Consider the following 16912-nt stretch of genomic DNA (forward strand, 5'->3'; position numbering starts at 1 on the left):
AAGGCCCGTATCCCGCCCCACATCGCTCCGACGAACCCATCCAAGTCCGCGCAGCCGCCATGTCCGAACCCAAAACCACGGTATTCACCGCCAAGGGCATGCACTGTGGCCATTGCGAAGCCGTGGTCGAAAAAGCCATCAAGCAATTGCCGGGGGTCCGCGACGCCAAGGCGGATTACGGCGCCGAAACGGTGGAAGTGCGCTTCGATCCCGATCAGACCGACTTGTTTCGCATCTTCCGGGCCGTGGAGCTGAAGGGCTACGACTGCTCGCTCATACGGCCGTCCGCACGACGGCACGAGGCCTGGGTCAAGCTGGCCGAAATCGCGCTCGGCCTCGCCGGCATCGGGCTGATTTTCTATATCGGTCTCTGGCTGGAGGAAGGGGAAGACTTGCCGCTGCTCGGCCAACACTTGAGTCACGGCATGATATTTCTCGTCGGACTGCTGACCGGTTTTCACTGCGTCGGCATGTGCGGCGGCCTGGTTATCGGATATACCGTCCGCACCACGCGCGATCACGGACACCATGCGATGTCCCACCTGGCCTACGCCCTGGGCAAGACGATCTCCTACACGCTGTTGGGCGCCGTTTTCGGCTATCTGGGTTCGCTCGTCACCTTCACGCCCCAGATCAGGAGCATCACCGCCGTCGTGGCCGGCATCTTCCTGCTGTTGTTCGGTTTGAACATGCTGCATCTGTTTCCGCATATCCGGCTGTTCGGCATCCGGCCACCGGGTTTCCTGAGCCGCTACCTCCGTGACGAATTCAAGAAACACAATAGTCCCCTGATCGTGGGCATGCTCAACGGCCTCATGATCGCCTGCGGCCCTCTGCAGGCCATGTACGTCATGGCGGCGGGCACCGGAAGTCTGGTGGAGGGTGCGACCATCCTGTTCCTGTTCGGCATCGGAACCCTGCCCTTGCTGATCGGCTTCGGCTTCCTGGCCAGCCTCGTTTCGCGCCAGGCGACCGGCCGCTTCCTTCAGGCATCCGGCGTGCTGGTTGTCGCGCTGGGACTGATCATGCTCAACCGGGGGCTCGTGCTCGGCGGCTCGGGATACGACTTCCGCTCCCTGAGCCTGATCGCTTCGGCCAAACTCGGACAATGGTCCGAAATCTACCTCCCGAGCCGGCACAGCGAAATCGGCGAAGCCGGCTATCAGATCATCCGCATGGAAGTCGACGCCCGGGGCTACCGGCCCGACCGTTTTCTGCTGAAGCGGGGACAACCCGTGCGCTGGATCATCCACGTCGCCGAACTGACCGAATGCAATCGCGGCATCGTGGTGCCCAAGCTGGGGCTGACGATAGATCTCCGCGAGGGCGAGCAGGTGATCGAATTCACCCCGCGCGAGGCCGGCGTCATCCCCTGGAGTTGCTGGATGGGCATGATCCCCGGATCGTTCGTCGTCGAGAGCGGGCCGGACGACAGGGGCAATGCGGAACATGCGCCCAAGCTGCCGCCCGACTAAATCGTCGGCTACTCGCAGGAACGGCGGGTGAAGCCCGGTCAGGCCCGATCGGATACCGCCGTTCCGGAGCCCGCGGCATTTGCCTGGCGAAATTCCCACACTCGGCGAGCCATCCTTGCTCGACCAGCGGCCATCAGGCCTTCAGCGCCCTCGGTTCAGTAGAACTGGCTACTGACCGTCAAGCCGACCCAGCGGGGCGCGCCGGGTATGTACAAGTTCCACACGGGCTGGTAGCCGTAGTCGACGTCGAACAGGTTCTTGGCCAGCAGGCTGACTTCAAACTTCCGATCCTGCGTGCCTATGCCTATCGAGGCGTCTGTCAAACCGTAAGCGTCCACCCGGCTGTAGCGCGACAAGGAAGGATCGGTGAGATAGCCGCTGGTGTAGTTGTAATTGGCGTTGGCGAAGAAGTTGAAACTGCCGAATACCGGCCAGACATGTTCCGCGAACACGTTGAAAGTAAGCGGACCGACACCGGGCAGGCGCCGGCCACTCACGTCGTAGTACGGCACCGAGGTGCCGCCCAGTTCCAGCGGCTTGGCGTGGAATTTCTCGTCCTCGTAGCGGGCGTCGTTGTAGGCGCCTGAGAAGCGGAAGCTGGTGTTCTTGACGGAATAGGAAATATCCAGTTCCACACCCTTGGACGATACCTCCGGTATGTTGCCGACACCCGAAATGTAGGCCAGCAGGCCGTCGTTATTGGCGATGGTCTGCGCCTCGTCGTAGAAATACAGGTTGGCGATGTAGTCCTTGACACTCTGGTAAAACAGGGTCGTGTTGACCGCCAGCGACCCACCGAAAAACTGCGAACGCAGGCCGATCTCGTAAGAGAAATTCTTTTCCGGTTTGGTCGAGCGGGAGGTTCCTCCCTTGCGCGTGGCACCGACTATCTGGGATACGCCGGCCTTTTCGCCGTACTGGAAGGAGAAATAGCCGGTGTGGTTGTCGGTGATCTTGTAGGTCGGGCTGAAGTTGGCGGTGTACAAGACCTTGTCGAAAGCTTCCGCCTTGACGTTATCGTACAGGCCCGCCAGGCGCGCCGCGCGTATCGCCTTGGCGTCCGCGATCTGGCGCTTCTGGCTGTCGCTGAGCGCGCTGTAGGTCGCCTTGCCGAAATATTTTTGCGCGGTGAAATTGGCCAGGGCCAACTGGGCGGCGTTGTTGGTCGTCAGGTTGCCGCTGGTCGCATTGCTGTTGAATCCGCCCAACGCCACGTTGTTGACGGCGACCGGATTCAGCTCGGCCGCGTTGCCCTGGTCGTAAACCTTGTTGTAGCTGACGTCCGACGTCCTTTCCTCGTGCGAGATGCGCAGCCCGGTATTCAGGGCCAGCTTGTCGGTGATGTTCCATTTCAGGCTGCCGTAAAAGGCCAGGGTGTTGTCGTCCTTCTCGTTGTAGCTGTTGGATTTCAGCCCGTTGAGCGAATTGGCCATGAGATAGCGGCCGTTGCCGTCGACATCCAGCCGGTTGTATTGCGGCAGCGTGGCGAAATAGGCCCCGGAATCGGAGCCGAATTTGTTGCCCCGCCCTTCTCCGCCGTTGCTGCGGAACACGTCGGCATAGAACACGCCGGCCTGGTAGTCGAACAGCCCGCCGGTCGGCGAGGTGATGCGCAGCTCGCCCGTGCTCTGGCGGAAATAGCCCAGACCGGAGGACGGCCCGCGCAAGATGTCGAAAGGCGTGGGATTGCTGAAGTTCGGGCTGCCGAAGTCGAAATGGTAGTCGCGCCAGGCGGTGATCGCGGTAAGGTCGTAACCGTTTACCTTCCAGTTTAGGTTCGCGGACAGTCCCTTGGTCTCGTTGGCGATGGGGTAATGCTCGGCGCGGTTGGACTCGCGCAGATAATTGCCGCCGTAAGTCCAGTTCGCGTTCTGGGTGAACCAGCGCCGCGTCAGCTTGCCGGTGTCCTGGTTCGCCTGATTGACGGCGATGCGGTTGCCGTTGGCGTCGAGGGAATCGAAGAAATCGGGGACGGCTTTGGGATAGATGCCGCCGTTGGACGAGATGCCGTATTCCTTGCTGTTAGGCGTGTAATCGAAGCTGAAGCGCGCCTTGAAGTCTTCGGTGGGCGTCAGCAGAAATTGAAGCCGCCCGTAGGTGCGGTCGATGTTGCCGTATTTGACTTCGTTGCCGCCGTTGCTCTTGCTGCGGTAGTAGTCGTTGTCGAAATAGCCTTCCTGTTGTTCACGGTAAAAAGTGCCGCGCCAGGCCAGCAAGTCGGGCACGATGCCGCCGCCGGCATAGCCTCGTGCGAGCAGCGTGTTGTAGGCGCCGTACGTGATCGAAGCGCCGGCTTCCGGATTGAAGCTCGGCCCCTTGGACGCGAAGCTGATCTTGCCCAGGCTGGCGCTATATCCGCCCGAGGTGCCTTGCGGCCCACGGGCGACGTCCACGGTATCCAAGTCATAATAACTGTTGAATACCGCCATGTTCGAGATGATGTAGGGAACGCCGTCGACCGTGGTGTTGACGCTGGAGTCGATGCCCAGCGCGCCGCCCGTTCCCAGATATCCCACGCCGCGCAGGGTGAGCGCGGTCGTCGTCGGGTTGGTGCTCGACCCGCCCCATTTCACGTTGCCGACTTTTTTCAGCACGTCGCGGAAATTGGTCGTCTGCTGTCTTTCCAGTTCCTGGCCCGAAACGACGGAAATGGATTGCGGCACGTCCTTCAACTTCTCGAGCGGGGCCTTGCGCCGGCCCTGCACCACCACGCCTTCCAGGGTTTTCGCGCCGTCTTTTTCCGCGTCGGCGACCGCCGGTTCCGCAGGAGCCTCGACCGGCGCATTGGATGCCGGCGCGGTCGATGCCGCAGCGGCAGGAGGCTGCGATTGCTTGAGCGCCTCGATCATCTGCAGCAGCCGCGCGTTTTCGGCATTCAGGCGGGCATTTTCGGCTTCCAGTTCGGCATTGGTCTTGGGCGCATCCGCGGCCTGCGACGGGAAGGATGACAGGATTGCGATGCCCGCCACCACGGCCTTCACCAGGGAATTAACGACAAAGGGAGGATGAGGAGGTGCGGAAAGCCGATATCGATGCCCGCAGGGGGCGACGCCGTGGCGCATGGGATGTTCCCGGTAAGGTTGTGAAAAATTCACACCTCAAGCGCAACCGCCGTGCCAACGGGAACGACACATCTCGGCGGGGCTTATCCGCGTCCGCAAACGCGCGGGATGCGCGGCTTCGCAGCGGACCTTCCAGGCAAGCGCCCGAACCGCCGGAGGGTCGAAACCGGCCATGCCGGGTGGTGCCCCGCTAGCAGTTAGGTGCCGCCCTGCTGCAAATCGGTCAATCGGACCCTGCCGGATCGCTCACCGTGCGAGTCCCGCAGCCGGGCCGATGGCCACGGACGGCAAAACGATCACCGGAGCGAAGCCTCCGCCCGGCGTGCGGAAATTGGTGGTCTGGCCCTGGTAAAGCCGGGCGGCGACCAACTGTACCCGGCCCTGATAGACATACAGACGGATATCGAGCTTGAAGCCGGACTCCCGGTCGTCCACGTTCAGATAGCGCTCGCTGGGCAGCACCAGCGCCTGGGCGACGAAATCGCCGCGCCCGAGGATTTCTTCGAACACGCGGCGCGTCAGCTTGTCGCCCCGATAGGCGGCCTTGCTGCCGTATCCGCTCGCGGGCTTGAAAAAAAGATGCTTGCGGGCTGCCCACAACGCCCCACCATCTTCCGCCCGCACGGCGGTCGTGCGCGCCACCCCGGCCAGCAGTATCTCGCGGGTTTCCTCGTCCACGCCCAGGTCGCGCAAGACGCCCTCATCCGTGAGCAAGACCAGATTCCGCTTGTCGGCATAAAGCGCATGGGCATGCGGATGCGGGCTGACGACCACCGCCCCGGCCAGATAGGCCGCGCGCAGATCGGAACAGGCGGAGGCTGCCAGGCCGAAGTCGGTCAAACGGTTGTAGACGAAATCGATGCGGCGCTCCCCGCGCCAATGCGCCCCGTCGCGAAACCTCAGTTCGGACGGATCGCAGATGACCGCGTCGATGCCGTTACGTCGGAACAAATTCCTGAACAACAGAAACTCCGGCAACAAGAACTGGCTCTCCGGGGCGTCGTCGACGATGGCCAGGGTGGACAGCGGAGCATCGCCCCGTTCGAGCCGCCATTCGTCCCTGAACATGGCCAGAAAGCCTTGCTCCGCATCCGCTTCGTCTTCGGCGGGTCGGCCCGGCGCGAGCCGCCCGGATTCGCCGCAGGCACGCTGGACGCGCCGCAACAAGGCATTGAGCAGAGCGCCGCCGGCGTTGGTATTGATCTCGATCAGGCGCGGCCCTGCGGCGCTCAGGTGAAAATCGTAGCCGAGGAAGACGCCGCGGGCTCGCGGCGCAAACCGGGCCGCGGCCGGAGCGTGGGCCAGCGCGCGCTCCCGGTAGGCCGGCAAGGCGACCACCCGCTCCACGGCGGCGACGATTTGCGCCTGACGCCGGATACAGCCTTCCGGCACGAATACCGGCGAAGCGGCGAACAGATGAGGACGCTCCTCCAGGAGCATGCGACAGAGCTCGGCGCCTTCCGGCTGGCGCATCAGTTCGGCCCGCATGACTTCCTTGTCGAGCGTGACGCAACGGCATTCGCGGTTGTAGCGCTCGGCCCCAGGATCGCTCACGGACGATCCGTCGGACATGGGAACATTCATGGTGCAATCTGTGGTGCTGGTGGACAGGCGATACGCCTACCCGGATCGAGGGCGGCGCAGACTATCACGGAGTGCGAAGCACACAAAGTTTATAACGTCCCGGCGCTCCTCTATAATGCCGATCATTTTTTCACCCGCTAACCCCTATCGACGAGGACAGAATGGCATATTTCAGCACCAACGAATTCAAGGGCGGCCTCAAGGTCATGCTCGACGGCGACCCCTGCTCGATCCTGGAGAACGAATTCGTCAAGCCCGGCAAGGGCCAGGCTTTCAACCGCGTCAAGCTGCGCAACCTCAAGACCGGCCGCGTCATCGAACGCACCTTCAAGTCCGGCGAAACCCTGGAAGGCGCCGACGTGGTCGACGTGGAAATGCAGTATCTGTACAACGACGGCGAAGTGTTCCACTTCATGCAGCCCGAGTCTTTCGAGCAATACGCCGCGGACAACAACGCCGTGGCCGACGCCAAGAAGTGGCTGAAGGAGCAGGACGTTTGCATCGTCACCCTGTATAACGGCCAGCCGCTGTCCGTGCAGCCGCCCAACTTCGTCATCCTCAAGATCGTGGAAACCGACCCCGGCGTGCGCGGCGACACCTCCGGCGGCGGCGGCAAGCCGGCCACCCTGGAAACCGGCGCGGTCGTGCGCGTGCCGCTGTTCATCCAGATCGGCGAAGTCATCAAGGTCGACACCCGTACCGGCGAATACCTCTCGCGTGTCAAGGAATAAGGCCGACACCGACTGGCGCCCGACCTGCGATTCAACCACCCTGCTTGCCCGGGCCGCGCTGCTCCGAGCCGTACGCCGCTACTTCGACGAACGCGGCGTACTGGAAGTGGAAACCCCGCTGCTCTGCCGGGCGACGGGGACCGATCCTCACCTCCAGCCTTTCGCCACCCGATTTCAGCTACCGGGTGTATCTGCGGGCATGACGCTCCATCTGCAGACCTCGCCCGAGTTCGCCATGAAGCGCCTGCTCGCGGGGGGATCCGGCTCCATCTATCAAATCTGCAAAGCCTTCCGCAACGAAGAATCCGGCCGCTGGCACAATCCGGAGTTCAGCCTGCTCGAATGGTATCGGGTCGGTTACAGCCTGGCGCAACTGATGGACGAGATCGACGGATTGCTGGGCCTGCTGTTCTCCGAGCTGAACCTGGGTACTTCGATACGCATCGCCTATCGGGACCTGTTCGCCGAATATGCCGGCATCGACCCCTTGAACCCGGACCTGGCGGGACTGGCCCGCTGCGCCGAACGACACGGTCTGCCCGAGGCCGCGGCACTGTGCGGCGAAGACCGAAGCCTGTGGCTGGACCTACTGTTCAGCCACATCGTGCAACCGGCCATGGAAGCGGGCCGGCTTTATTTCGTCCGCGACTATCCGGCGTTCCTGCCTTCCCTGGCCCGGCGCAAGCCGGACGAGCCCGAGGTGGTCGAGCGGGTCGAGGTCTTTTTGAACGGCGTGGAACTGGGCAATGGATTCCACGAACTGGCCGACGCCGATGAACAGGAACGCCGTTTCGACGAGGACCTGGCGCAGCGCCGCAAACTTAGCCTGCCTGAGCCCGAAAAAGATCACCGGCTGCTTTCGGCCCTGGAAGCCGGGCTACCGGACTGCTCGGGCGTGGCCCTGGGGCTGGACCGCATCCTGATGCTGATGACGGGCCGCCAACACATCGCCGAGGTGCTGGCCTTCCCGGTGGCTCGGGCATGATCGTCCTCGCCACCCTCAACGCCCGCTATATCCATGCGTCGCTGGGATTGCGCTACCTGTTCGCCAACATGGGCGAGTTGGAAGCCGATACGGATATCATGGAATTCATCATCGGCGACCGGCCGGCGGACATCGTCGAGAAACTGCTGGCGAAATCACCTCGTATCATCGGGCTGGGCGTTTACATCTGGAACGCCGAAGAAACCCTCAAGGTCGTCGAACTGCTCAAGCAGGTGGCGCCGGAAATCAAGGTGGTGCTGGGCGGCCCGGAAGTCAGCCATGAATGCGAGGAACAAGCCATCGTGGCGCTGGCCGACCACGTGATCTGCGGCCCCGGCGACCTGGCCTTCGCCGCCTTGTGCCGGGATATTTTGAAGGGCGAAGCAGCGCCGCGCATCATCCGCCCCGAAATGCCGGACCTGAAGGACATCGCCCTGCCCTACCGGCTCTACACCGATCACGACATTGCCCACCGGCTGATCTACGTGGAAGCCTCGCGCGGTTGTCCGTTCAAGTGCGAGTTCTGTCTATCGGCGCTGGACAAGACCGCCTGGCCTTACGAGTTGGAACGCTTCCTGGCCGAAATGGACGCGCTGTACCGGCGCGGCGCCCGGCATTTCAAATTCGTCGACCGCACGTTCAACCTGAACGTGAAGGCCAGCCTGCGCATCCTGGAGTTTTTCCTGGAGCGGCTGGACGAAACCTTGTTCCTGCATTTCGAGGTGATCCCGGATCATCTGCCCGACCCGCTGAAAGAGGCCCTGGCCCGCTTTCCCGAGGGCTCGCTGCAACTGGAGATCGGCGTGCAGACCTTCGATCCCGAGGTCCAGTCCCTCATCAGCCGGCGTCAGGACAACGACAAAACGGCCGCCAATCTGCGCTGGCTGCGCGAACACACCGGAGCACACATCCACGCGGACCTCATCGCAGGGCTGCCGGGCGAAGACCTGACCAGCTTCGCACTAGGCTTCGACCGGCTGGTGAAGCTGGACCCGCAGGAAATCCAGGTCGGCATCCTCAAGCGCCTGCGCGGCGCGCCCATTGCCCGTCACACCGTGACGGCAGACATGCACTACAGCCCGCATCCGCCTTACACCGTGGTGCGCACCGGCCGCCTGGATTTCGCCACCCTGCAGCGCATCAACCGCTACGCCCGCTACTGGGATCTGGTCGGCAATTCCGGCCGCTTCTCCGTTACCCGCCCGCTACTGCTCAGCGATACGCCATTCGAGCGCTTCATGGCCTTCAGCGACTGGCTTTACGCCACCACCGGCAAGACACACCAATTGGCCTTGGACCGGCTGTACGACTGGGTCTACCGCTGGCTGACCGAGCAGGGCGGCGTACCGGCCGAAGCCGCCCATGAGGCCGTCGCCGCCGATTTCCACGCCAGCGGCACACGCAGCATTCCGCCGTTCCTGCAGGCCACCACCGCCCCCATCCCGCCGCGGATTAAGAGCGACCCCGGCCACGCGCCCAAACGGCAGGCACGGCACTTGGCCGATTAAACCCGCGAACCCGTTCAGGCTTCGTCGTCTTCCAGTTCCGGCAAACCCAGTTCCTCGGGCCAGACCTGGCTGGCCTCCTCCGCCGGCAAGGACTCCACCTTGACCAGTTGGCGGCCAATCTGGCGAGTACGAACCTCGGCCTGGTCGATGGTGTTGCGCGCCTCGTCCAGCTTCTTGCGGGTCTTGGCCAGCACGTCGCCGAACTTCCCGAATTCGGTCTTGACCGCCCCCAACACCTTCCACACCTCGCTGGAGCGCTTCTCGATAGCCAGGGTACGGCATTTGGCCGATTAAGCCCGCGAACCCGTTCAGGCTTCGTCGTCTTCCAGTTCCGGCAAGGCCAGGTCTTCTGGCCAGACCTGGCGGGCATCATCGACCGGTAGAGACTCCACCTTGACCAGTTGGCGGCCGATCTGGCGGGTGCGGACCTCGGCCTGGTCGATGGTGTTGCGCGCCTCGTCCAGCTTCTTGCGGGTCTTGGCCAGCACGTCGCCGAACTTGCCGAATTCGGTCTTCACCGCCCCCAACACCTTCCACACCTCGCTGGAGCGCTTCTCGATAGCCAGGGTGCGGAAGCCCATCTGCAAGCTGTTGAGGATGGCCGACAGCGTGGTCGGCCCGGTGACGGTGACGCGGAAGTCGCGCTGCAACTGGTCGAACAGGCCCGGCCTGCGTATCACCTCGGCATACAAGCCCTCGACGGGCAGGAACAGCAGGCCGAAATCGGTAGTGTGCGGCGGCTCCAGGTATTTGTCGCGGATGGACTTCGCCTCGTTGCGGATGCGCGTTTCCAGCGCCTTGCCCAATTCCTCCATGGCCTGCACCTCGCCGACTTCGCGGGCGTCGACCAGTTTCTGGTAGTCCTCCAGCGGGAACTTGGCATCGATAGGCAACCAGACCGTGCTGCCCTGCTCGTCGCGGCCGGGCAGGCGGATGGCGAACTCCACCCGCTCGTTGCTGCCCGGCCGGGTGGCCACGTTGCGGGCGTACTGGTCGACGGTGAGCATTTGTTCCAGCAGGTTTTCCAGTTGAACTTCGCCCCAGGTGCCGCGCACCTTGACGTTGGTGAGTACCTTTTTCAGATCGCCCACCCCGCTGGCCAGGCTCTGCATTTCGCCCAGCCCCTTGTGCACCTGCTCCAGGCGCTCGCTGACCAGCTTGAATGACTCGCCCAGACGCTGCTCCAGGGTATTGTGCAGCTTCTCGTCCACGGTCTGGCGCATCTGTTCCAGCTTCTGGTTGTTATCGACCTGGATGGCGGTCAGGCGCTGCTCCACGCTTAGGCGCAAGGTTTCGATGCTCTCCGCATTGCGCTGGCTGTGGCTGCTCAACTGCTGGCCCAGTTGCTCGCCCAAGCGGTGCAGTCCCGCAGCCAGTTCCTCGCGGTTCAGCGCCAGCGTCTGGTTGAGTTCCTGGCGATTGCCGACTATCTCCTCCCGCAGCCCGCGTTCCAAGCGCTCGATCTGGTCGCGCGCGGCATCCAGGCGCGCAAGCAATGCGGCGTTGCGGGCGGCGAGCCAGAACAGCAAGCCGAAGCTGATGAGAAAGCCCCCCGCCGGGACGCCCAATAACAGGTAGATCAATAAATCCGACATAGAAATACGGTGAAGATTCGTGGGTGGGAACGGCCGGGCGTGAGCATTTGCGCCTTAGATTACGAAACTGTTACGATCGCGCGCCTTTTTCATATTCTCCCATGGGAAACCGCGCTGAACACACGCTCCGCCAAATTACTGGGCTGGCTCAAGGTCATCATCGGCGGCCCGCTCGGGCTGTTGGCCTGGGGCATCTCCGGCGCGAGCGCAGTGGCGGTCATCATCTGGGGCTTAAAAACCGTCGCCCTGCCCTTGCTCATGCTGAAGACCGCCTCCTGGAGCATCTGGGGGTTCGGCGTATTTCGCGAGTCCAAGGCAAAGCTCAAGTCCAAATGAACGGCGCCGGGCTGTCACGTGCCGATGCAGAGCTACCTCGTTTCCCCTGCTGAATCACGCGCACCGCGCGATCCCGGCCGGCACGGCGGGCTGACGATCGAACTGATATCGCTACCGGGCGCCGGTAAAACCACCCTGATAGAGGCGACCATTGCCCGGCTGAATTCGCGTGTCCGCGTCGGCGTCATCGGCAATGAGCTGGCGGCGTCTGATGCCGGCCGAGAAACGAGCGAGCCAAAACCGGAGAATCCGGACCTCACTCTTATCGAGAGCCGAGGTGATCCAAACGACACGAGCGGTATCGATCCGGGCAAGCGCCGCACCGTCGTCCTGTTGTCCGTAACCGACGGCGACGATCGGCCGGACCATCATCTCAAGATGGTCGCCACCGCCGACGTGGTCATCGTCAGCAAGGCCGAACTGCTGCGTTCGCTTCCCGGCTTCTCGTTGGATAGCCTGGAACGGCGGCTGCGTGGGCTCGGCTGCAAGGCGATGATCATGCCCTTGTCAGCGAAAAGTGGCTTGCACCTGGATGAATGGCTGAACTGGCTGGAAACGGAGCTGGCCGTGTACCGCCAGAGCCCAGCCGATAGCCGTCGCGATTTCTGACCGCTATTCCAGCCACTGCCGGCATCAAAGCCTCGGCAAAGGCTTTAAGTCCAAGTCCTTCAGCACCCGCGCCGTCAAATCCGGCTCTTCGCTCAGATAATGCAAGGCGTCCGCCTCGCGGCGCAGCCAGGTGTATTGCCGCTTGGCGAACTGCCGGGTGGCGATCACGGCGCGTTCCACCATCGCGTCATAGTCCAGTTCGCCTTCCATGTAAGCCCACACCTGCCGGTAGCCCACCGCGCGGATGGACGGCAGGCTGGGGTCCAGATCGCCCCGTTGGTATAGCGCCCGCACCTCCTCCACCAAGCCTTGCTCCAGCATGAGTTGAAAACGGGCGCGAATGCGCTGGCCCAGCAATTCCCGGTTGGCGGGCGAGACGACCAGGCGTATCAAATCAAACGGTAAGGGCTCGCCCTCGGCCTTCGCGCATAATTCGGTCAGGCTGACGCCGGCGATGCGGTAAACCTCCAGCGCCCGCTGGATGCGCTGCGGATCGTTGGGATGGATGCGTGCCGCCGCCACCGGATCGATACGCGCCAGTTCCTCGTGCAAGGCGAGCCAGCCCCGTGTCGCCGCTTCCTCGTCGATGGCCGCGCGTATCTCCGCATCCGCCGCCGGCAGTTCGGCCAGCCCGTGCCTCAGCGCATTGAAATAAAGCATCGTCCCGCCGGCCAGGATCGGCAGTCGACCGCGCGCCGTGATGTCGTGCATCAAGGCGATGGCCTGCTCGCGGAACTGACCCGTGGAAAAAGCTTCTTTAGGATCCAGGATATCGATCAAATGATGGGGCACACCGCGACGCTCTTCCAGGCTCGGCTTGGCCGTGCCGATATCCATGCCGCGATAAACCAGCCCGGAATCGACGCTGATCACCTCGCCGTCCAATTCCAGGGCCAATTCGATGGCCAGCCGCGTCTTGCCCGAAGCGGTCGGTCCCATCAGGACCAAGGCGGGCGGGTGTTCCGATTCCCCCCTCTCCCCCTGGGAAGGGTTGCGACTAAGCAACCGTTTGCGATTGGAGAGGTCAGGGTGAGGGATATTTGAATTAGCCAATGGGGTCCGCTGACAAAGGGATAAACGTCCGAATTCTACGCCCTTCGCAAAATCAAATCCGGTCCAGCGGGCTGACCACACCCTTACCGCCGCGATTGAGCACATGGGTATATATCATCGTGGTGCTCACGTCCTTGTGGCCCAGCAGTTCCTAAACCGTACGGATATCGTAACCGGATTGCAGCAAGTGCGTAGCGAAGGAATGGCGCAACGTATGGGTCGAAGCCGGTTTTGCGATGCCGGCCATACGGATGGCGCTCTTGATCGCGCGCTGTAACGCCTGCTCGTGCGTGTGATGCCGCCGTTCGACACCGGAACGCGGATCGGTACTCAAGGATGCGGATGGAAATACCCAAAACCAGCCCCACTCCTTGCCCGCATTAGCATATTTCCGATCCAGCGCATCCGGCAGGTAAACCCCAGGCAAATCGCGTTGACGATCCCGCTCCCACGTCAGGCGCACCTGCTGGAGATGAATTTTCAACTCGTCCAGCAAAGATGCAGGCAACATGGTGACCCTGTCCTTGCCGCCTTTGCCATCCCGAATCAGGATTTCATGCCGCTCGAAGTCCATGTCCTTGACGCGCAGTCGGACACACTCCATCAACCGCATACCGGTGCCGTAGAGCATCCGAGCCATCAACAGGTGCACCCCTTCCAAATGTGTCAGCAATCTGCCGACCTCGGCCTGCGCCAATACTGTCGGCAGGCGTATGGATTTCTTCGGACGCGTTAGGTTATCAAGCCAGGGCAATTCGACGGCCAAAACCTCCTTATACAAAAACAAAAGCGCCGATAAAGCCTGCTGGTGAGTACTTGCCGACACCCGACCGGCATTGGCGAGATGGCTCAAAAACCCCTCGACTTCCACAGCCCCCATATCCTTCGGATGGCGTTTGCCGTGGAACAGGATGTAGCGCTTCGCCCACTGTACGTAGGCTTGTTCGGTGCGCAGGCTGAAATGTTTGGCACGAATGCGCTCGCGCATAATGTCCAAAAGCTTGGGGCTATTACCTGCCGCGTTTGTCGACGGATATTCTGAAGACTTGTCGTTCATGCGTGCCATGTAAGCAGCCGTGTCGGCTACAAAGTATAGGCCATTCCAATTGACAGCCATTATTACACGGCGTAGCGTTCGGGCTTAGACGGCGCTTTGCCCGATCACTTAGAATTTCTTATACGGCAGATTGCCGTCTACTTTACGTTATGTTTAAATCATGTCTGAACTGAAACAGCTCATTGAAGAGTACGGTGGAATCCAACCGCCTCATTTGGCCTTTTATATGGAATCGATCCGTTTTAGCAGTGAAGCTGCAATGAATTCCATCGATTATCTGGCGGACTTCATTAAAATGACTAATGAAACCAAAGGCCAATATGAAATGACTAGAGAACTCCAAACGATTATTTTGGATCATCTCCAAAACATTTTGACGCATGCTGCCGCTTTATCTCGGTATTTCTGGCCTTCTAAACCGGGTAAAGATAGTCTTCATCAGAAACGAGCTGAAACATTAATGGCTGAGTTTGATTTAAACGATGACAGCCCATTAAAAAACAGAAGTCTTCGGAATCAGCTTGAGCACTTCGATGAAAATCTGGATAAGTATTTGTGGTCGAAGCCGTTAGTTGGATACGTTTTACCAGCTTATGTTGGAGGTGTTTTTGATAATGATGGTGTGCCCACGCATCTATTTCGTGCATTCTATATTGATGTTGGCATATTCGAAACACTAGGTCAGCGATATGAAGTTCAACCCATTGTTGATGAGCTTTGTAAAATTCATGAGAAGTTTAACAGTGCTAACAATCACACATAACATGGCGCTCAAGCCGACCCGCTTCCGCTACGCTCCAGCGGTCGGCTTAGCTTCACGTTAGGCATTCAATTCTGTCTTGAAGCCGTTCTAATTTCTTAAGCTCCAAAGGAGAAAAACATGCGACCTTCTTCCATTATTGTTGGGTCTATGTTAGCCACAATATATTCAACCACAGCCCAAAGCTCTTATGTTTATTCGGCTGTCGGCAGTTTTGAAACTAAAACGATAACAAACTCAAGCATGGATTCCAGAATAGTTGATGCTTATGCTGCTAGCGGATCTGGCACAACACTAGAGCCCAAAATATACGCTAAGGCGAAGTCTGATTTTGGGCTTAATGCTGCAAGGTCATTCACAAGCTTGAGTACCTCTGTATTACCTTATTTTGCCATTTCAATATGGTCTGACTTTTTTACCCCCGGCGATGTTGGTGGATGGGGCTTAGAACTGGACGAATACCCAACATACTATGTTTATATTCATGGAACCATACAACCAGAGTTTAATCCAGATACTTATAATGGTTATTACGATGTCCACTACCTAGCGGTGCAAAGCCAGAATGAAATATCCAGTGAAGACTTTATCGCAATGCTTACTAGGCAAGCATCGACTTCCAATGTGAGTGTAAAGTTTGATTTAACTATCGATTCCGATGTGATTCCCGGAGAATATATATACTCTCAACAATTTGGAGTGGATCCCGTCGCTTGCCCTAGCGAAAATAATTGTTTCGTCGGTCGCTATGTGACAAGTGGATTATTCGTAGTTGCTGGTTCTGGTTACGATATCGACTTTTCCAATACTGTCAAATTTACGGTTCAGCCTCCTCCAGGAATCAACATAACATCACAATCTGGTGCCAATTATTCGGCATCGCCAGTTCCAATTCCAACTTCATTTTGGCTATTCGTTTCTGCCATGTCGGGATTGTCGGCATTTATGCGTAGAAAAAAGTGAGTTACCAATCCACGGAAGACGCGGAAGACGGGGTCAGTCGCGGAAGACGGGGTCCGCAGAAGACGGGGTCAGTTCTAACCGCGGAAGACGGGGTCAGTTCTCACCGGAAGACGGGGTCAGTTCTCACCGGAAGACGGGGTCAGTTCTAACATTCCAACATTCCGGTCTATCCTTACGGCATGGCAAGACCCTTGAGACTGGAATACGCCGGTGCGCTGTACCATGTTACGGCGCGGGGCGATCGGCGGGAGGACATTTTCTTTCAGGATGAGGATCGAACCGAATTCTTATCGGTACTCGGTGAGGTGTGCGAGCGCTTCAATTGGGTCGTTCATGCTTATTGCCAAATGACCAACCACTATCACCTATTGCTGGAGACGGTCGACGCCAACCTGTGGCGCGGCATGAGACAGTTGAATGGCGTCTACACGCAACGGTTCAACCGACGGCACGGCTTGGTCGGGCATTTGTTCCAGGGACGCTACAAGGCCATTGTGGTTCAGAAGGATGCCTACTTGCTGGAGCTGGCCCGCTACGTGGTGTTAAATCCGGTACGGGCGCGGATGGTCCAGGACCCTGCCGAGTGGCCATGGAGCAGTTACCGGGCAGTCATCGGCAAAGCGTCGGTCCCGGATTGGCTCGACAGCGAGTGGTTGCTAAGCCAGTTTGGCAGCGAGCGCCAGCCTGCAATCGCAGCTTATCGGCGGTTCGTGATGGCGGGGTTGGACCACCCTAGTCCGTTAGGCCGGGTTCGCCACCAGGTTTTGCTGGGGGATGATGCGTTTGTGGCCCGACATCAACACGACCAAGGGGACGATCGCCTGAGGGAGGTTTCCAAGGCCCATCGGCGGTCCGTTGCACTCGAACTCTCGGCTTACCAGGAACGCTACCCCGACCGCGCTGAGGCCATGGCCCGAGCCTATGGTTCGGGTGCGTACACCATGGCGGAGATTGGCAAGCATTTCGGCGTTCACTACATGACGGTGAGTCGCGCAGTCAAGGGCTTTGAAGTGCGCAGACGCCAACTGATGGAAGATCGGGATGAGTAGGAAATGTTGGAATGTTAGAACTGACCCTTGACCCCATAGAGTTTCCGCTGCTACACCTCACTAGCAGGGCCATAGGATGCGCTGAGGAACGAAGCGCATCATTCGCGTTACTCGATTGATGTGCCTCCTTTCGTCGGCACATCCT

At 60.1% G+C, this 16912-nt stretch carries 14 protein-coding genes and 1 pseudogene; 9 read left to right on the top strand and 6 right to left on the bottom strand.

Features of this window, described 5'->3' with window-relative positions; all coding sequences use genetic code 11:
* Positions 1 to 59 precede the first annotated feature (59 nt).
* Positions 60 to 1475 (top strand): sulfite exporter TauE/SafE family protein, encoded by a 1416-nt coding sequence (locus tag JWZ97_RS09315; RefSeq protein WP_205434478.1) that lies wholly within the window; start codon positions 60 to 62, stop codon positions 1473 to 1475.
* A 155-nt stretch (positions 1476 to 1630) separates the two neighbouring features.
* Here JWZ97_RS09315 and JWZ97_RS09320 read toward each other — a convergent pair whose 3' ends face one another.
* Together JWZ97_RS09320 and JWZ97_RS09325 are read right to left on the bottom strand one after the other, a co-directional pair.
* A complete protein-coding gene (locus JWZ97_RS09320; protein ID WP_205434479.1) occupies positions 1631 to 4444 on the bottom strand; it encodes a TonB-dependent receptor domain-containing protein in 2814 nt (937 codons plus the stop codon).
* A 339-nt stretch (positions 4445 to 4783) separates the two neighbouring features.
* Positions 4784 to 6091 carry a hypothetical protein gene (locus JWZ97_RS09325; protein WP_240342295.1) on the bottom strand — a complete coding sequence of 436 codons (1308 nt, stop codon included), beginning with the start codon at positions 6089 to 6091 and terminating at the stop codon, positions 4784 to 4786.
* Between the two features lie 191 nt (positions 6092 to 6282).
* On the opposite strand from JWZ97_RS09325, the gene efp reads away from it, so the two are divergent.
* The 3 genes from efp to JWZ97_RS09340 are packed head-to-tail and all read left to right on the top strand — an operon-like array spanning position 6283 to position 9345.
* The gene (gene efp / locus JWZ97_RS09330) at positions 6283 to 6852 is read left to right on the top strand and encodes an elongation factor P (RefSeq protein WP_205428225.1); all 570 of its coding nucleotides are present in this window, start codon (positions 6283 to 6285) and stop codon (positions 6850 to 6852) included.
* A complete protein-coding gene (gene epmA / locus JWZ97_RS09335) occupies positions 6839 to 7837 on the top strand; it encodes an EF-P lysine aminoacylase EpmA (RefSeq protein WP_205428227.1) in 999 nt (332 codons plus the stop codon). Before efp ends, epmA begins: the two co-directional genes overlap by 14 nt.
* Positions 7834 to 9345, top strand: coding sequence for a B12-binding domain-containing radical SAM protein (locus tag JWZ97_RS09340; RefSeq protein ID WP_205428229.1), 1512 nt, complete (start codon positions 7834 to 7836; stop codon positions 9343 to 9345). The genes epmA and JWZ97_RS09340 overlap by 4 nt, the downstream gene beginning before the upstream one ends.
* Before the next feature lie 14 nt (positions 9346 to 9359).
* Here JWZ97_RS09340 and rmuC read toward each other — a convergent pair whose 3' ends face one another.
* Complete coding sequence (gene rmuC / locus JWZ97_RS09345; protein ID WP_240342296.1) at positions 9360 to 9581, bottom strand: DNA recombination protein RmuC; 222 nt, start codon at positions 9579 to 9581, stop codon at positions 9360 to 9362.
* 72 nt (positions 9582 to 9653) lie between these two features.
* Entirely contained in the window at positions 9654 to 10940 is a 1287-nt protein-coding gene (locus JWZ97_RS09350; RefSeq protein WP_205428230.1) for a DNA recombination protein RmuC, read from the bottom strand.
* Positions 10941 to 10979: 39 nt separating this feature from the next.
* Here JWZ97_RS09350 and JWZ97_RS09355 point away from each other — a divergent pair, with 39 nt between their 5' ends.
* Both JWZ97_RS09355 and JWZ97_RS09360 read left to right on the top strand, forming a co-directional pair.
* Entirely contained in the window at positions 10980 to 11276 is a 297-nt protein-coding gene (locus JWZ97_RS09355) for a hypothetical protein (RefSeq protein WP_205428231.1), read from the top strand.
* Between the two features lie 24 nt (positions 11277 to 11300).
* On the top strand, positions 11301 to 11885 hold the full coding sequence (locus tag JWZ97_RS09360) for a GTP-binding protein (protein WP_205428232.1): 585 nt from the start codon (positions 11301 to 11303) through the stop codon (positions 11883 to 11885).
* A gap of 24 nt (positions 11886 to 11909) precedes the next feature.
* Here the strand turns inward: JWZ97_RS09360 and miaA are convergent, their stop codons facing one another.
* Complete coding sequence (miaA, locus tag JWZ97_RS09365) at positions 11910 to 12824, bottom strand: tRNA (adenosine(37)-N6)-dimethylallyltransferase MiaA (RefSeq protein ID WP_240342297.1); 915 nt, start codon at positions 12822 to 12824, stop codon at positions 11910 to 11912.
* A gap of 166 nt (positions 12825 to 12990) precedes the next feature.
* Positions 12991 to 13995, bottom strand: a pseudogene (locus JWZ97_RS09370) (integron integrase).
* A 160-nt stretch (positions 13996 to 14155) separates the two neighbouring features.
* Between JWZ97_RS09370 and JWZ97_RS09375 the strand changes: the two are divergent.
* The 3 genes from JWZ97_RS09375 to JWZ97_RS09385 all read left to right on the top strand — a co-directional run bounded on the left by JWZ97_RS09375 (position 14156) and on the right by JWZ97_RS09385 (position 16767).
* Positions 14156 to 14758 carry a hypothetical protein gene (locus tag JWZ97_RS09375; RefSeq protein ID WP_205428234.1) on the top strand — a complete coding sequence of 201 codons (603 nt, stop codon included), beginning with the start codon at positions 14156 to 14158 and terminating at the stop codon, positions 14756 to 14758.
* Positions 14759 to 14875: 117 nt separating this feature from the next.
* A complete protein-coding gene (locus tag JWZ97_RS09380; protein WP_205428235.1) occupies positions 14876 to 15718 on the top strand; it encodes a hypothetical protein in 843 nt (280 codons plus the stop codon).
* A 191-nt stretch (positions 15719 to 15909) separates the two neighbouring features.
* Positions 15910 to 16767 carry a transposase gene (locus JWZ97_RS09385; protein WP_371822478.1) on the top strand — a complete coding sequence of 286 codons (858 nt, stop codon included), beginning with the start codon at positions 15910 to 15912 and terminating at the stop codon, positions 16765 to 16767.
* Positions 16768 to 16912 lie beyond the last annotated feature (145 nt).

The organism is Methylococcus sp. EFPC2, from assembly GCF_016925495.1.
In the GTDB taxonomy this organism is placed as follows: Bacteria; Pseudomonadota; Gammaproteobacteria; order Methylococcales; family Methylococcaceae; genus EFPC2.

Coding starts and splice junctions, on each gene's coding strand:
- JWZ97_RS09315 (WP_205434478.1), top strand. CDS start 60: ATGTCCGAACCCAAAACCACGGTATTCACCGCCAAGGGCATGCACTGT.
- efp (WP_205428225.1), top strand. CDS start 6,283: ATGGCATATTTCAGCACCAACGAATTCAAGGGCGGCCTCAAGGTCATG.
- JWZ97_RS09340 (WP_205428229.1), top strand. CDS start 7,834: ATGATCGTCCTCGCCACCCTCAACGCCCGCTATATCCATGCGTCGCTG.
- JWZ97_RS09350 (WP_205428230.1), bottom strand. CDS start 10,940: ATGTCGGATTTATTGATCTACCTGTTATTGGGCGTCCCGGCGGGGGGC.
- JWZ97_RS09360 (WP_205428232.1), top strand. CDS start 11,301: ATGCAGAGCTACCTCGTTTCCCCTGCTGAATCACGCGCACCGCGCGAT.
- miaA (WP_240342297.1), bottom strand. CDS start 12,824: ATGGGACCGACCGCTTCGGGCAAGACGCGGCTGGCCATCGAATTGGCC.
- JWZ97_RS09375 (WP_205428234.1), top strand. CDS start 14,156: ATGTCTGAACTGAAACAGCTCATTGAAGAGTACGGTGGAATCCAACCG.
- JWZ97_RS09380 (WP_205428235.1), top strand. CDS start 14,876: ATGCGACCTTCTTCCATTATTGTTGGGTCTATGTTAGCCACAATATAT.